This is a genomic window from Heyndrickxia oleronia (assembly GCF_017809215.1).
Classification (GTDB): domain Bacteria; phylum Bacillota; class Bacilli; order Bacillales; family Bacillaceae_C; genus Heyndrickxia; species Heyndrickxia oleronia.
The window spans coordinates 3,433,470-3,450,247 of the sequence record NZ_CP065424.1 but is presented as its reverse complement, the minus strand read 5'-3'; the positions used below and the strand labels follow the sequence as shown (position 1 = coordinate 3,450,247).

At 42.6% G+C, this 16,778-nt stretch carries 11 protein-coding genes; 4 read left to right on the top strand and 7 right to left on the bottom strand.

Annotated elements, in window-relative coordinates; all coding sequences use genetic code 11:
* Nucleotides 1-67 precede the first annotated feature (67 nt).
* The 3 genes from I5818_RS17225 to I5818_RS17215 all read left to right on the top strand — a co-directional run bounded on the left by I5818_RS17225 (nt 68) and on the right by I5818_RS17215 (nt 2,270).
* Entirely contained in the window at nt 68-805 is a 738-nt protein-coding gene (locus tag I5818_RS17225; protein ID WP_071976872.1) for a hypothetical protein, read from the top strand.
* A complete protein-coding gene (locus I5818_RS17220; protein ID WP_071976873.1) occupies nt 805-1,005 on the top strand; it encodes a hypothetical protein in 201 nt (66 codons plus the stop codon). Before I5818_RS17225 ends, I5818_RS17220 begins: the two co-directional genes overlap by 1 nt.
* A gap of 272 nt (nt 1,006-1,277) precedes the next feature.
* Nucleotides 1,278-2,270 carry a DUF4855 domain-containing protein gene (locus I5818_RS17215; protein ID WP_071976874.1) on the top strand — a complete coding sequence of 331 codons (993 nt, stop codon included), beginning with the start codon at nt 1,278-1,280 and terminating at the stop codon, nt 2,268-2,270.
* A 178-nt stretch (nt 2,271-2,448) separates the two neighbouring features.
* On the opposite strand, the gene I5818_RS17210 is transcribed toward I5818_RS17215, so the two are convergent.
* From I5818_RS17210 to I5818_RS17185, 6 genes are all read right to left on the bottom strand, one after another.
* Nucleotides 2,449-3,432 carry a glycosyltransferase family protein gene (locus I5818_RS17210; protein WP_078110743.1) on the bottom strand — a complete coding sequence of 328 codons (984 nt, stop codon included), beginning with the start codon at nt 3,430-3,432 and terminating at the stop codon, nt 2,449-2,451.
* Nucleotides 3,429-4,376 carry an NAD-dependent epimerase/dehydratase family protein gene (locus I5818_RS17205; RefSeq protein WP_078110742.1) on the bottom strand — a complete coding sequence of 316 codons (948 nt, stop codon included), beginning with the start codon at nt 4,374-4,376 and terminating at the stop codon, nt 3,429-3,431. Before I5818_RS17205 ends, I5818_RS17210 begins: the two co-directional genes overlap by 4 nt.
* On the bottom strand, nt 4,373-5,455 hold the full coding sequence (locus I5818_RS17200) for a Gfo/Idh/MocA family protein (RefSeq protein ID WP_071976877.1): 1,083 nt from the start codon (nt 5,453-5,455) through the stop codon (nt 4,373-4,375). The genes I5818_RS17205 and I5818_RS17200 overlap by 4 nt, the downstream gene beginning before the upstream one ends.
* A complete protein-coding gene (locus tag I5818_RS17195) occupies nt 5,445-6,560 on the bottom strand; it encodes a DegT/DnrJ/EryC1/StrS family aminotransferase (RefSeq protein ID WP_071976878.1) in 1,116 nt (371 codons plus the stop codon). Before I5818_RS17195 ends, I5818_RS17200 begins: the two co-directional genes overlap by 11 nt.
* A gap of 225 nt (nt 6,561-6,785) precedes the next feature.
* Nucleotides 6,786-7,880, bottom strand: coding sequence for a glycosyltransferase (locus I5818_RS17190; protein WP_071976879.1), 1,095 nt, complete (start codon nt 7,878-7,880; stop codon nt 6,786-6,788).
* A gap of 278 nt (nt 7,881-8,158) precedes the next feature.
* Complete coding sequence (locus I5818_RS17185) at nt 8,159-12,154, bottom strand: NTTRR-F1 domain (RefSeq protein WP_235849722.1); 3,996 nt, start codon at nt 12,152-12,154, stop codon at nt 8,159-8,161.
* Nucleotides 12,155-12,322: 168 nt separating this feature from the next.
* On the opposite strand from I5818_RS17185, the gene I5818_RS17180 reads away from it, so the two are divergent.
* Complete coding sequence (locus I5818_RS17180) at nt 12,323-13,705, top strand: glycosyltransferase (RefSeq protein ID WP_071976881.1); 1,383 nt, start codon at nt 12,323-12,325, stop codon at nt 13,703-13,705.
* A gap of 394 nt (nt 13,706-14,099) precedes the next feature.
* Here I5818_RS17180 and I5818_RS17175 read toward each other — a convergent pair whose 3' ends face one another.
* Nucleotides 14,100-16,685, bottom strand: coding sequence for an NTTRR-F1 domain (locus I5818_RS17175; protein ID WP_209391793.1), 2,586 nt, complete (start codon nt 16,683-16,685; stop codon nt 14,100-14,102).
* Between the last annotated feature and the right edge of the window lie 93 nt (nt 16,686-16,778).

Below are 16,778 nucleotides of genomic sequence, written 5' to 3'. Positions count from 1 at the left end.
AAAAGTACAATTTGCTACACTGTTAGTTTAATATGAAAAATTATCTTTGAAAGTGGGATATTTGTAAATGGAGAAAATTACAGTGTTGAAAAATACTACGAAAATGATTCATAAAGAAATGAAAAGAGTTACGAATCAAATTTCCAGTAATTTGTCTCTTGGTTTAAGTTCACTGCCAATAAAAATATCAAGGGAAAAGGAAATAGAAAATACCTTAAATATTCAAATTAGTAAACCGAAAACACCAGATTATCTAAGAAAAAATATTGAAATGTTAACAGAAATCATCGATCAAAAAATACAAGAGAATTCGAACTTAATGGAAGAGTTACTTTACGGAAAAAAAACACAAATGAAGGACCCGGAGAATAAACAGGAAAAAAAAGAGGCTGCAAAACCTGGAGTTAAAAGCGATTTAAGCTTGGTGAATTTAAGCGAAAAGCAACAGGATAAGGTAAATAAGGAAATTAAAATAGAAGCTGTATCTGAGACAAAAACTGGTACTAAAAGAGATTCAAACTTGGTGAATATAAATAAACCGCAACAGGAGAAGGTAAATAAGCAAATTAATGTAGAAACTGCATCTGAGACAATAACTAGTACTAAAAGAAATTCAAACTTAGTGAATTTAAGCGAACGGCTGCACGATTTGGTAAACAAAAATATTCATGTAGAAACTGCATCGGAGACAATAACTGGTACATTATTAGAGGTAAAAGAGGATTATATTATTGTCGGGTATACAATATTAATACCACTCAATCAAATAATAGGAATATCAGAAATAGTGGAGGAGGAAATCTAATGGCTGAAGCTTATTTTAAGGATGAGTTGGCTAGTTATATTGGATTAGATATCGAATTGGGGATGCAGCCTGAAATGACTGATGGCCTATTAGAAGAAGTTAATAATAATGGTGTAAGAATTGCCAGATGGATAGATTATGGTTTGAAAATAAATAATGACATCGCATTAGATACGATTCATTATGTACGCATTCTATAAAGTGCTATAGCTCTTTGATTGTTTTACTAGTAAGAGAATGATTCCACGCGCAATGCATATCTAATGTCTATAGCTATTTTTTACATTGAATATTGTATTGTGGTGGAAGTCTTTTTTGATTTTTCCGGTCCCTTTTGTTTCTTTAAGTTAAGGCAATAAGTATATAGCTTGTAACCATTATAATAATTGGACTCTCTACCCTTGGACAAAGCACGGTTCAATTATTAGATATAAATGCTATATATAGCTAAAGAAAAGGAGTTAAAGAAAATATGTCCAATATTTCTACTGGCTATATGACAGCCGAACAACATTCTATCACCAATCATATATGTGTGTTACCTGTGGGGGATTTATTAAATAAGGAAATGGGGAACTGGTCTACAGAGGAATTGAAGTATTGCCAATATTATTACGAAAATGGCCAACCACTTGATACATTTTTCCGTTCATATATATTTGATCCCATTCGCATAAGAGATGATTATTATATCCATGCTATGCACACAGGCTTAGGTAAACAAGCGAGAATTAGTGATTGGATGTTAATGATTGATCATTTATTTGATGAAAATGTTAATCTTCATGCATTAGCCCAGAATACAAATGAAGGAGAAGTTACTGAAGTTTGGGTTACCATTCCTTACCCCCATCCCCTTCAAGAAAACTTTGGTACAGTATTAGAAGAGAAATTAGATTTTACAAATGATGAAGATCGCTTAAAAGCCATTAAGTGGTGGATTGAATGCTTTCTCCTTCGTTGGCAGAAGGAAGAAGGGCTACATCAGAAGTTAGTTTTTAAAGGATTTGTTTGGCAGCGAAGTTCGATAAATACAGGAGATGAACAAATTGTAAAAGACACGAATGATTATATTCACCAAAAAGGATATCTGGCATTGTGGCTATTTAATTACGGTTCTCCAGGATGTGCACAATGGAGTACTTTAAACTTTGATGTGGCATGTGCTAATCCTAATTATTATGGTAATACAGAAGTTGACACTAATTGGATAAAAAACACAACCGTTTTTTCACAATATTATCATACAGGCATTCAAATAAGTTTTGGGAATGGGATGTTATTTAATAATACTCATCTATATGATTATCTCAATTTTGGTGTTAGTGAAGGATATATGATGAATAGTCTAATTGCTTTTCAATTTCCAAATCAAACGATGAAAAAAATTTATTTGAACCATCCTGATGAGTATAAAAATATGTACTTATTTACTAAAAAACAATATGCACCTGTTCAGCAATAATAGATTATATTTGAAAAAAGAAGCAACCTATTAAAATAGTTTTATTTTAATAGGTTGCTTTTCATTTTTTTATTTAATCTGTTTTCTTAAACATAGCTCATCATTTCATTACATTGAATCCTTTATTAAGGGGAAAAATCGTCAATAGGCTTTCAATCAACTTTTCGAAAACAGTTTACTATAATTGTGAATAAATAGACAGAAGTTGATCAGCGACAGCGTGGTGACCATGAACACGCATAGCATATTCTCTTCCAAGAATACCTACATTTAAACGTAACATCGGATTATCAAGTAATAATTTAATTTGATTATATAAATTATCGGGATTGGCATTTACAATTGGCAATACACTTGGAAATTTTGTAATGAGATCTGGACGAATATATGTGATGACAGGTTTTCCGAGTGCCATCGATTCCACACTCAATAGACCGTATGAGCCACATAATACTTGATCAACAATAATATCGGCTTTTTCATATAGCTTAATAACTTCATCATGATTCATTTTTTCTATTCTTTGGTAGTCAAAAGCATGTGTTTTTCGTAATTCCGCTAGAGTATTCTCGATATAGGTGGTGCCTTTGAAATCAGGATTAGTTGGTGCATGTAAAATTAAAGGTTTATCTTTATCCACTTTTGGAAAATGAGGATAGAACTTACTGATATCGATGGCAATGGGTACGACATGAACTTTTTCATAGTAGTCTTTGACATAATCATATACCTCATAATCCTGAACAATAGCATGTTTAATATACTTAGATATTTTTGTTAAATTTTCGTGCATAACTTCATTTGGAGGGGAATCACCTGTATATGCATATGGATTATTTACTTTAGCAAGGTCATGGAATCTAACATCATTCCCCCAGTGATGCATAATCATTTTTTTTCCCTTTGACTGTAAATAAGGAAGATCCTCATGATTTTCATGTAGTGTTGTATTGTAATGGAAATGAAAGATATCAAACGAATTAATAATATCCTCTTGATTTGCTTTAATTTGATTTAAGTCTGTATTCACTAAGTGGTCTTTATACCCTAAGTATGAATGAAATGTATTATAACCTACAGAGTAATGCCCTTTTGCTTTGAGAGCATCACTCAATATTCCCATTTGTCCAGCTATTTCAACGATTCCATGAAAAATATTCACGGGGTTTCACCTCTATTCAGCCAGGCATAGGTTTTAGTCAAACCAGTAACAAGATCATTTTTACAACTCCAACCATAGCTTTTAAGTAGAGTATTATCTAGGCAGCGTCTTTGAACAATGTCCACACTTCTTTTTGGTTGGAAATTTAATCTGACATTTTTTAATCCGGTAATGGTTGTAACATTTTTAGCTAATTCTAAAATACTTGTTTCCTTTTTTGTGCCAACATTAAATACGCGCCCAATCGTTTGGTCATTAGATGCAGCCAAAAGGATGGCATCCAGAGCATCATCGATATACGTGAAATCTCGAGTTTGTTTTCCATCATCATAGATGGTTAATGGTACATCATTTGCTGCTTCTTCAAAAAATTTAGCTACAACACCACAATAAGGATTACTAATTAGTTGACCAGGCCCATAAACATTGGATAAACGGAGGATTGTAGTTGGTAATTGATACATATGGTGGTAGACTTGGCAATAATGTTCGGTTGAAAATTTACTTGCTGAATAAGGTAACTTGATATTGTAGTAAGATTCCGGAGTAGGTAAAATACTTGCATCCCCATATACAGATGCGGTGGATGTATAGATAAATCTTTTTAGCTTGGGGGATAATTCCTGAGATTTTTGCAGAAGAAGCCAGCCCCCATAAAGATTAGTATCAAAATCCTCCTTTACATTGTTATAAGATAAAACTAGATTTTTACAAGCTAAATGAAATATATAGTCTACATTTGGAAGAACTTTATTTAGGATATCTTCATTTGTGATACTTTCATGATAAAAAGTGATTTTTGAATCTTTTGGAACGGAAGAAATATTACCAGTAGAAAGATCATCAATGATATAGATGGAATCAGATAAAGGAAGTAATTTTTTAACTAATTGGGACCCCAAGAAACCAGCGCCACCAGTTACTAGAACATGACCAAAATTCATTTTGTACGTCCACCTCCATCGGATTTCATCGTTGCTGTTGAAAAAGAATGTATAGGGAGATCGACGGGTAAATGATTTAAATATGATTGATAAACGGCAAAGATGGTTTCGATTGCTTTTTTTCCTTCATTCCCGTCAACCAGGAGTTGCTCCGAAGATTGAATGGATTGAATCACGTTTTCATACATGTATTCCTCTTCATTATGATCCTTTAGCAGTTGTTCTAATTCATCAATATCCACATCTTCACCTTCGATATACCACCGGCTTATTTTATTTAATGAAGGTCCTTCCAAAGACATACAACCTTTTTCACCGAAGATGGATAACTGATAACCGAGATTATTTGGTTGGGTAACTACATTTGCTTCAATTAATCCTTTTGTCCCGTTTTTAAAAGTTATAATTCCTAATGCAATATCTTCAGTTTCTTTCATACTACTAAAGGAGGTAATGTCTCCATAAACAGTTTTTACATCTCCTAAAAACCACTGTAATAAATCAATCATATGAATCCCTTGGTTAAGGAGCATTCCTCCGTCTTGTTTCCAATCTCCACGCCATGGAGCTTCTTGGTAATATTCTGGCGAACGATTAATTCGAATTGAAACCACTCCTAAATAAGGAGTACCAATTCGTCCTTCATCAATCACCTGTTTAATCCGCTTCATGATTGGTTTAAAGCGCATTTGATGGCATATACAAAGTTTTAAGTGATTGACCTTGGCGAGTTGAATTAGTTCATCCGCTTCTTTTAAAGATAAGGTCATGGGTTTTTCAAGAATGACATGTTTTCCGGCGATTAATGCGATTTTAGCCATTTCTGCATGTAAGCCAGAAAGAGTGGAAATAATCACAGCATCTACTTCATTATATTCTAGTAAGTCAGTATAATTTTCGAACATTTGAAGGGAATGATTTTTATTTGATTGAGTATTATATTTTTTTATTGCAATATTCATTCGATCTTTATTAAGATCACTAACCGCCACAAGTTTTGCCTCAGGACAATTAGCTAACGCTTCTATATGACGGTCAGATATATAGCCGCAGCCGATTAATCCGAAATTAACAGCCATCTTGATTGTCCACCTCATTTAGTAATATAGAAATCACCTGATCCTGATCTTTTTCAGATAGAAAAGGGGACATTGGTAATGCGAATAGTGTCTCTGAGAGATCTTCAGCTATAGGGAAATCTCCCTTTTTGTATGATAAGTTGGAGTAGACCTCTTGCAAATGAAGACATAGTGGATAGTAAATTCCTGAATGAATATCATGATTTTGTAATGTTTGAAGCATTTTTTCACGTATTGTAGATCCAACACAATATAGGTGGAAAATATGGGAACGATTTTCTTTTATTTTTGGAAGTTTGAGCAGATTGGAAGTTCCTAGCCCCTTGTTATAACGAGCTGCTAAGTCATTTCGTTTTTCATTCCATTCATCAATTTTATCTAATAGGACTAATAAAATAGCCGCATGGATTTCATCTAGTCGACTATTATATCCAATCGAATTATGAAAGTATTTTTGGGTTGTTCCATGTGTGCGAAGATTACGTAACTTAGACGCGAGATTGAGATCGGATGTAGTTATGATGCCACCATCACCCACAGTACCTAAATTTTTGGTCGGGAAAAATGAAAAGCATGCAGCATCACCTAAAGAACCCACAGGTTGATTCTTATAGGTTGCCCCAAAAGCTTGACAAGCATCTTCAATGACGATTAATTGATGTTTTTTCGCAATTTTCTTGATTTCATCCATATCAGCTGGTTGGCCGAATAAGTGAATAGGTATAATGGCTTTAGTAGCTGGAGTTATTTTATCTTCAATTTTTAAAGGATCCAATGTATATGATTCCTGATCAACATCTACAAATACAGGAGTAGCTCCTACACGTGAAACTGCTTCCGCGCTAGCAAAGAATGTAAAAGGAGAAGTGATGACTTCATCTCCAGGTCCAATACCATATGCATCCAATGTAAGAACAAGGGCATCGGTTCCGTTAGCTACAGAAACAGCGTCTAATGTTCCAAGTTTTTTCGCAATTTTTTTCTCGAGTTCATCTACTTTGGGTCCTAACACATATTGACCACTTTCTAATACCTTTTCTATCTCTTTTAAAATTTCATGTTTTACTGAAAGGAATTGTTCTTTTAGTTCTATTAATTGAATCATGTTGTTCCTCCTAACTTAGTTTCCTGTCATCATCATAATTTATGTTCAGAAAGGATGTAGTGTAACGGCAGCTACACATACAATCATTAAGTCTAATAGTAATTATTTGAAATGTAACATTTTCATTGATACCAAGATTTTTCAATGAAGGGATATATAATATTAGCGAGTAAAGGCTCCTAAGCTTTTATCATACAAAAAACTACCATTTACATGGCAGTTTTTTCATGTAGGATTTTTACTATTGATATTTAATTTGTCTTCTAGTAATTTCTTGTTGTGAAGAATTCTTTCATCGTTTGGTCGATAGGAATAAGCTTTTTCATTATGTTCATATGAATTCTGAAAATCTCCTAAATTATAATAGCAAACGCACATTTGTAAATGTGGATACCAAGTATAATAAGCAGGATACGTGAAGCTCCATTGATTGGTATCGGCTTCACTTTGCGCAGCTATTGAATACCAATAAATCGCATTCTTATATTCTCGCTTACGTTGGAAATTGTAACCGATTCGGCTACAGGCCTCTGGACGGGGGGTTTTGGAATACACAAATGATTGAAATAGGCTCTTAAGCTCATTATCTAAATCCCCAAGAAAGCGATAGCAATCAGCTTTATTAATACATGCGTATACTTTATCTTCAATCCATCCTTCTTTTATAGACAAGTTTTGATCATAGCTTTCAATTGCCTTTTCATAATGACCATTTTCTCTAAGTTCATTTCCGTAATAAAAATAATCTCTTGCAGAAAAAATATCGCCACGATCAATTTTTGTTTGATATATATTTAAATTACGTCCTGTTGAATGACTGATTTTTTTGTGTTTAATTGCAATATCAGAATTAATAATCTTTCCATAAACTTCTAAGTAGTTATGGCAATCGCCTTTCCAAAGAAAATTTCTTGCTCGTTTAACTAAACGATTTCTCCGATAACGCAAGGTAACATTTCCGTACTCGTCAGTACCGGCATCATAAAACATTGAAACAGAATCTACAGAAGGGTCCAAGGATTCTTTTAATTCCTTTAGCTTTTTTTGGTCTTCCTCAAGTAATACATCATCCGCATCAATATAGAAAATATAATCTTTTGTAGCATGTCTAAAAGACTCGTTTCTAGCGTCTGCAAAGTTTCCTGTCCACTCAAAAAAATAAACACGATCTGTATATTCTTTTGCTATTTCCACCGTTCGATCAGTTGAGCCGGTATCAACGATATTAATTTCATCAACAATATCTTTTACAGTTTCTAAACACCGAGCTAGGACATCTTCTTCATTTTTTACAATCATACATAAGCTAATCGTTACCAAATAAAAGCACACTCCTTTATTACACATTATTTTTTGTGCGGATTGTGTTGCATTTTATATCTTTTACTTTTAACTTTACTGCTTCTAAATCTTTTATTGTTTGAAATTATATAGAATTAACTTTAAAAAATTTACATTGGCATATTTTATACCGCTACGTTATTAATTTACTCAATGCGATCATTTTTGCTTGTATATAAACCTATACTATTGATAAAGAAACGTACTTGGTTCTTTTATTAATTAGGGAGGAGGGTAATTAAAATACCCTCAACATTTTAGGTGAAGACAAGCAGGTTTAAATTTCGGTTAATTGCATTAACAGCTGTAACATTACTTTCCGACGTACTTATAACTCGGATCTGATAGGTTGTAGATGCAGTAGCAGGTGCAGTATCCACATAGGTATCTGCCATATTAAATCTTGCTGTACCTGCTCCTGGCTGATTTCGTATTAACGCTCTTGTTTGGAGCAGTGTGGTGCCACGATACAATCGAATCTCAATTGTAAAACTGTTGTTAGCAGTGGTTGTTACTTCAATCGTCAATGCACTATCAATCTTGATATTTTGATTTGCTAATGGTGTTGCTGTAACACTGGCAACAGTAACTTCGGTATTTATAGGTGTTATTGCAATAGAACCTGTATTATTTTGAAATCCTAATCTTGGGGATGTTCCAGTCGGTCCTCTAGCACCGGTCGGTCCTCTCACACCGGACGGTCCTCTCACACCAGTCGGTCCTCTCACACCAGTCGGTCCTCTCACACCAGTCGGTCCTCTAGCACCGGTAGGTCCTCTAATACCGGTAGGTCCTCTAGCACCAGTCGGTCCTCTAGCACCAGTCGGTCCTCTAGCACCAGTCGGTCCTCTCACACCAGTCGGTCCTCTAGCACCAGTAGATCCGGTAATGCCTGTGGCGCCAGTGACACCAGTCGGCCCAGTGATGCCTGTAGCGCCAGTAACGCCGGTCGGTCCGGTAACCCCCGTGACCCCAGTAACGCCGGTCGGCCCAGTAACGCCGGTCGGCCCAGTAATGCCTGTAGCGCCAGTAACACCAGTAGGCCCAGTAACGCCCGTGGCGCCCGTAACGCCGCTTGGTCCAGTGATCCCCGTAGCCCCAGTAACACCAGTCGGTCCAGTAAGCCCCGTCGGCCCAGAGCCGCCGGTCGGCCCAGTAGTGCCCGTGACGCCAGTAACGCCGGTCGGTCCGGTAATGCCCGTGACTCCAGTAACCCCCATCGGTCCAGTAATGCCTGTAGCGCCCGTGACACCGGAAGGTCCAGTAGCCCCCGTGGCTCCAGTAACACCAGTAGGTCCGGTAACGCCCGTAGCGCCAGTAACGCCGGTCGGTCCGGTAATGCCTGTAGTGCCAGTAACGCCAGTAGGTCCAGTGACGCCTGTAGCCCCAGTAACACCAGTAGATCCGGTAATGCCTGTAGCGCCCGTGACGCCGGTCGGTCCAGTAATGCCCGTAACTCCCGTTGTGCCCGTAACTCCCGTGGCTCCAGTAACACCAGCTGGTCCAGTAGCGCCCGTGGCTCCAGTAACACCAGTAGGTCCAGTAAGCCCCGTCGGCCCAGAGCCGCCGGTCGGTCCGGTAACGCCCGTGAGCCCAGTAACGCCGGTAGCGCCAGTAACACCAGTAACGCCCGTAACGCCGGTCGGCCCAGTGATCCCTGTAGGTCCAGTAGCGCCCGTGGCTCCAGTAGCGCCGGTCGGTCCGGTAATGCCCGTGACTCCAGTAACCCCCATCGGTCCAGTAATGCCTGTCGCGCCTGTGACACCGGTCGGTCCGGTAACGCCCGTGGCTCCAGTAACACCAGTTGGCCCAGTGATGCCCCTGTCCCCAGTAACACCAGCTGGTCCAGTAGCGCCCGTAGCTCCAGTAACACCAGTAGGTCCAGTAAGCCCCGTCGGCCCAGTGACGCCGGTCGGTCCAGTAACGCCTGTTGCGCCAGTGACGCCGGCCGGTCCAGTAGCGCCCGTGGTTCCAGTAACACCAGTAGGTCCAGTAGGTCCAGTAGCGCCCGTAGCGCCAGTAACACCAGTAGGTCCAGTAATGCCCGTAGCGCCAGTGACGCCGGTCGGTCCGGTAATGCCAGTAGCGCCAGTGACGCCGGTCGGCCCAGTAGTGCCCGTGGCTCCAGTAACGCCCGTGACACCAGTCGGCCCAGTGATGCCCGTGGCTCCAGTGACACCAGTAGGTCCAGTAATGCCTGTAGCGCCCGTAACGCCGGTCGGCCCAGTAATGCCAGTAGGTCCGGTAACGCCTGTGACGCCAGTAACGCCCGTGGCTCCAGTAGCGCCGGTCGGTCCGGTAATGCCCGTGACTCCAGTAACCCCCATCGGTCCAGTAATGCCTGTCGCGCCTATGACACCGGTCGGTCCGGTAACGCCCGTGGCTCCAGTAACACCAGTTGGCCCAGTGATGCCCCTGTCCCCAGTAACACCAGCTGGTCCAGTAGCGCCCGTGACTCCAGTAACACCAGTAGGTCCAGTAAGCCCCGTCGGCCCAGTGACGCCGGTCGGTCCAGTAATGCCTGTCGCTCCAGTAACGCCCGTAGGTCCAGTAATGCCTGTTGCGCCAGTGACGCCGGCCGGTCCAGTAGCGCCCGTGGTTCCAGTAACACCAGTAGTTCCAGTAGCGCCCGTGGTTCCAGTAACACCAGTAGGTCCAGTAGCGCCCGTGGCTCCAGTAATACCAGTAGGTCCAGTAGCGCCTGTGTCTCCAGTAACGCCGGTCGGTCCGATAATGCCCGTGGCTCCAGTGACACCAGTAGTTCCAGTAATGCCCGTAGCGCCAGTGACGCCGGTCGGTCCGGTAATGCCTGTCGCGCCAGAGACGCCGGTAGCCCCAGTGATCCCTGTTGGTCCAGTAATGCCAGTCGGTCCAGTAACGCCGGTCGGTCCGGTAATTCCTGTGGCGCCAGTAACGCCCGGAGGTCCAGTAACCCCCGTGGCTCCAGTAACACCAGTAGGTCCGGTAACGCCCGTAGCGCCAGTAACGCCCGTAGGTCCAGTGACGCCTGTAGCCCCAGTAACACCAGTAGATCCGGTAATGCCTGTAGCGCCCGTGGCTCCAGTAACACCAGCTGGTCCAGTAGCGCCCGTGGCTCCAGTAACACCAGTAGGTCCAGTAAGCCCCGTCGGCCCAGTGACGCCGGTCGGTCCGGTAACGCCCGTGAGCCCAGTAACGCCGGTAGCGCCAGTAACACCAGTAGATCCAGTAACGCCGGTCGGCCCAGTGATCCCTGTAGGTCCAGTAGCGCCGGTCGGTCCGGTAATGCCTGTCGCGCCAGAGACGCCGGTAGCCCCAGTGATCCCTGTTGGTCCAGTAATGCCAGTAGATCCAGTAACGCCGGTCGGTCCGGTAATTCCTGTGGCGCCAGTAACGCCCGTAGGTCCAGTAACCCCCGTGACCCCAGTAAGGCCGGTTGGTCCAGTGATCCCCGTAGCCCCAGTAACTCCCGTAGTTCCAGTAAGCCCCGTCGGCCCAGAGACGCCGGTCGGCCCAGTGATCCCTGTAGGTCCAGTAACGCCCGTAGCGCCCGTGGCACCAGTAACTCCCATCGGTCCAGAAATGCCTGTAGGTCCAGTAACGCCCGTAGTGCCCGTGGCTCCAGTAACACCAGTCGGTCCAGTGACACCAGTCAGCCCAGTAACGCCTGTAGGTCCAGTAATGCCTGTCGCGCCAGTGACGCCGGTCGACCCAGTGATCCCTGTTGGTCCAGTAATGCCGGTAGCCCCAGTAGCACCCGTGGCTCCAGTAACGCCGGTAGCCCCAGTACTTCCAGAACCTTCGATAGATAATAATTCAATATCGTCAATAACAATATCTGAACTTCCTGCTAATGGAAGTTTGTTTACAACAACGAGTGCATAGGTAGCATCCAATGGAGCTAGTCCAGTTGTTTGGTAGATTTCTAGCCATGTTTGATTTTCTTGAACATTAGGTATTTTATCTGGAGTTATATTCGTTATTAATCCATAATTTAAAAAATTTAATGAATCATCATAATAAATTATCAATAAGGCCAAAGGAGGAGAAGGTGAAGCGTTAGTTTTTGCAAGAGAGATTAAGAACTCAAACCGCTCAAAGGAATTAATGGATACAAATTGACTGATATATGAATTTACAGAGCCGCCCTGTAAAAGAGCTGAATAATATCCAGAATGTGTATAAAGATTGGTAATTAAGGAATTAGTGGACAACCAAGGAGTTAATATTCCATTTTCAAAATCTCCATTTACTATTAAATTTTTTATAGTCAACAGGTTACCTCCTTTCCATAAAAAGTTCTCTATAGCATATGAAAGGAATGATAGTGCTGTAACGACACTTTCATTATAGGAAGATTGTATTTTGTAAATGGACATTCAACAGTTACCACTTAGAATTGCTTTCATAACGTAATAAATAGGGGAATAGGGAGGGATGAAATGAGTAATTTTGAGAATTTAGTATATACGTCTATAAAAGATAATAACCTCGAATTAACGAAGGAATTATTGATGCACAGTGATACCCAATTGCTTAACAGTCCAGAGTATTACTTCTTGAATGCTTGTTTTTATTTAAGAAAGGAGAATCTCACTAATTCTTGGTTATGGTTATGGAGAGGATTAGAAAAGTATCATGACAATCGAAAATTAGTGTATTTAATGTGGAAGGTGAATTATTTACTTAACCGGATAGATGCTGCAAATTACTTTGAAGAAACATACAAAAGCTTGTCACTAGGTCTTGTAACAGATCCGAATCTTCCTTTTAAGATAGAAAATTTAACAAAAGCTAAAAAAAATAATAGATTTTCTGTAATGCAAGGGAGTATGGAAGTGGCAAATCAGATGGCTACCTTATCAAATGGTTTAATAAAACAAGGAATTGCCTCGCATACATTAAACTACTATCCATACTATTTAAATTATGATTCGGATTACGAATGGTCCTTAATTGGGAAACACAGCAACCCCATTTTAAATGCGAAATTAAGAAAACTGACATATGAACTACTTCCGTTTTATGATCTTTTTCATTTTCATTGGGGAACAACATTGACCTTTGATTATTCAGATTTACCAATGTATAAGGAATTTGATAAAAAGGTGATTATGCAGCATTGGGGAAGTGATGTTCGTCTTTATTCTGAAGCTAAGAAATTAAATCCATATGCATTAGTGAAAAATAGGAATGAGGATCAAATTAAGTGGAGACTTCAAACACTTTCTAAGCATGTGAATGATTGCATAGTTTTTGATATGGAATTATTTCATTATGTAAAAGAATATTATGAACATATTACAGTTATCCCTGCTATGGTGAATTTAGAAAGTTACAAACCTATTGAGAATGAGAACAGAAATAACAAAATAATCATTGCTCACGCTCCAACGTCACCATATATAAAAGGAACAAAATATATTATAGAAGCTATTGAAAAGTTAAAAGGTCAATATAATTTTGAGTTTATTTTGGTTAAAGGAAAAAGTCATAGGGAAGCAATAAAGATATATCAAGAGGCAGATCTTATAATAGATCAGTTACATGTTGGCAGTTATGGACTTTTTGCCGTTGAAACAATGGCCATGGGAAAACCGGTCATTTGTTGGATAAGCGATTATATGAAGGAAAAATACCCTTCTGATCTTCCGATAATAATAGCTAACCCTGAGACGATAAAGGATGAATTGGAAAAGGTGTTAAAAAATATAGATATGCTTCCTGAAATAGGGAGGAAGGGGAGAGCGTTTGCAGAGAACCATCATGATATGCTAAAAAATAGTCAAAAGTTTATAAGGATATATAAGTCATTATTAAATTAAAAATATTTGGATACTTCATTTCCTAATATAATTAATATGCTCGTAGAAATAATTTGCAATTATTTATTAATGGATAAACAAATATTTATTAATGGATAAACATAAAAGGTGAATAATTATTAAGTTGGTTTCTTACTAATAATAAGATTTATTATGATACTACGATCATGAGTAAATATGATTGAACCTTTGATCCATCAAACTTTATTGTGAATTCCTAAAAACATTATGTAGTTTATTAATGGTAAGCCATCCTTAGTGATTATGAAGTATTATATTAAAATTTATTATTTTTTAAAAGGACTCTAGATAAACAGTTTTACACTGGTTATCTAGAGTCCTAATAACTTGTTTTATTAATTATTAAATACTAATAGGATAGAATATTCGTTGCTTAAGGTCCTGTTGGTCCTGTTGGTCCTGTTGGTCCTGTTGGTCCTGTTGGTCCTGTTGGTCCTGTTGGTCCTGTTGGTCCTGTTGGTCCTGTTGGTCCTGTTGGTCCTGTTGGTCCGGTAGCGCCAGTGACTCCAGTAGGGCCGGTCACGCCAGTAGCGCCAGTGACTCCCGTAGCGCCAGTGACGCCGGTCACGCCAGTGACTCCAGTAGGACCGGTAGCGCCAGTAACGCCAGTAACGCCAGTAGCGCCAGTGACTCCCGTAGCGCCAGTAACGCCAGTGACTCCAGTAGGGCCGGTCACGCCAGTAGCGCCAGTGACTCCCGTAGCACCCGTAGCCCCAGTAGCGCCAGTGACTCCCGTAGCGCCAGTAACGCCAGTAGTGCCGGTAGCCCCAGTAGCGCCAGTGACTCCCGTAGCGCCAGTGACTCCCGTGGCACCCGTAGCCCCAGTAGCACCCGTAGCCCCAGTAGCGCCCGTGGCACCCGTGGCACCCGTAGCGCCAGTGACGCCGGTCACGCCAGTGACTCCAGTAGGACCGGTAGCGCCAGTAACGCCAGTGACTCCAGTAGGGCCGGTCACGCCAGTAGCGCCAGTGACACCCGTAGCGCCAGTGACTCCCGTGGCACCCGTAGCCCCAGTAGCGCCGGTAGCGCCAGTAACGCCCGTGGCACCCGTAGCCCCAGTAGCGCCAGTGACACCCGTAGCGCCCGTGGCACCCGTAGCCCCAGTAGCGCCCGTGGCACCCGTAGCCCCAGTAGCGCCAGTGACACCCGTAGCGCCCGTGGCACCCGTAGCCCCAGTAGCGCCCGTGGCACCCGTAGCGCCAGTAACGCCCGTAGCACCAGTAGGACCCGTAGCGCCAGTAACGCCCGTGGCTCCAGTGACCCCAGTAGGGCCAGTAACGCCGGTCACGCCGGTAGCGCCAGTGACACCCGTAGCGCCAGTGACTCCAGTAGCCCCAGTAGCTCCAGTAGCGCCAGTAACGCCCGTGGCTCCAGTAACCCCAGTAGCGCCAGTAACGCCCGTGGCACCAGTAGGACCGGTAGCGCCAGTAACGCCGGTAGCGCCAGTAACGCCCGTGGCTCCAGTGACCCCAGTAGCGCCAGTAACGCCCGTGGCTCCAGTGACCCCAGTAGCGCCAGTGACTCCAGTAGGGCCAGTAACGCCGGTCACGCCAGTAGCGCCAGTGACACCCGTAGCGCCAGTGACTCCAGTAGCCCCAGTAGCTCCAGTAGCGCCAGTAACGCCCGTGGCTCCAGTAACCCCAGTAGCGCCAGTAACGCCCGTGGCACCAGTAGGACCGGTAGCGCCAGTAACGCCCGTGGCTCCAGTGACCCCAGTAGGGCCAGTAACGCCGGTCACGCCGGTAGCGCCAGTGACTCCCGTAGCGCCAGTGACTCCAGTAGCCCCAGTAGCTCCAGTAGCGCCAGTAACGCCCGTGGCACCGGTAGCGCCAGTAACGCCAGTGACTCCAGTAGGGCCGGTCACGCCAGTAGCGCCAGTGACTCCAGTAGGACCGGTCACGCCCGTAGCGCCCGTGGCTCCAGTGACTCCAGTAGGGCCGGTTGCCCCAGTAGGGCCGGTAACACCCGTGGCTCCAGTAACACCCGTGGCCCCAGTAACGCCGGTAGCGCCAGTAACGCCCGTGGCTCCAGTGACCCCAGTAGCGCCAGTAACGCCCGTGGCTCCAGTGACCCCAGTAGCGCCCGTGGCTCCAGTGACTCCAGTAGGGCCAGTAACGCCGGTCACGCCAGTAGCGCCAGTGACTCCCGTAGCGCCAGTAACGCCCGTGGCACCAGTAGGACCGGTAGCGCCAGTAACGCCGGTAGCGCCAGTAACGCCCGTGTCACCGGTAGCGCCAGTAACGCCAGTGACTCCAGTAGGACCGGTCACGCCCGTAGCGCCAGTGACGCCGGTAGCGCCGGTTGCCCCAGTAGCGCCGGTAACGCCCGTGGCTCCAGTAACCCCAGTGGCCCCAGTAACGCCGGTAGCGCCAGTAACGCCCGTGGCTCCAGTGACCCCAGTAGCGCCGGTAACGCCCGTGGCTCCAGTGACCCCAGTGACTCCAGTAGCACCCGTTGGTCCAGGAGGCCCAGGTATTCCCACTGCATCACTTACTAGTAAAGATACATCATCTACTAATATATCTGCACTTCCTGCAAGAGGAAGTTTATTGATTATGACATAGGCTTGAGAAGTTTCAGCTGGAGCTGGTGAAGTAGTTTGATAGATTTCTATCCATGATGCATTCTGTTCAACATTTGGTATTCTTTCTACAGCAATATTGATTAGCTCACCAAACCCAAGTAAATTTAATTGTTCATCGAAATATAGTACTTGTATTGAAATTGGTGGTGATGGTTTCGGTCCAATTTTAGACAGAGAAAATTTTATTTCATGACTTTCTCCAACATTAACTGGGATGAATTGAGCAATAAATGAATTAAGATCTCCTCCCAATAATAAAACCGAGAAAAAACCCGAATGTGAGAATGAAGCTGTGGGAAATGCGTTTATTGCATTCCACGGTGTTAATGTTCCTGTTTCGAAGCTTCCGTTAACAATTAAGTCTCTTAAACTCATTTGGCTCCTCCTTTCTTAAAATTATGCTCCATCTAAATGAAGCATAGTACATACTATGTTTTATTCTTTTTTTTGCTTGAACAGATAAACTAT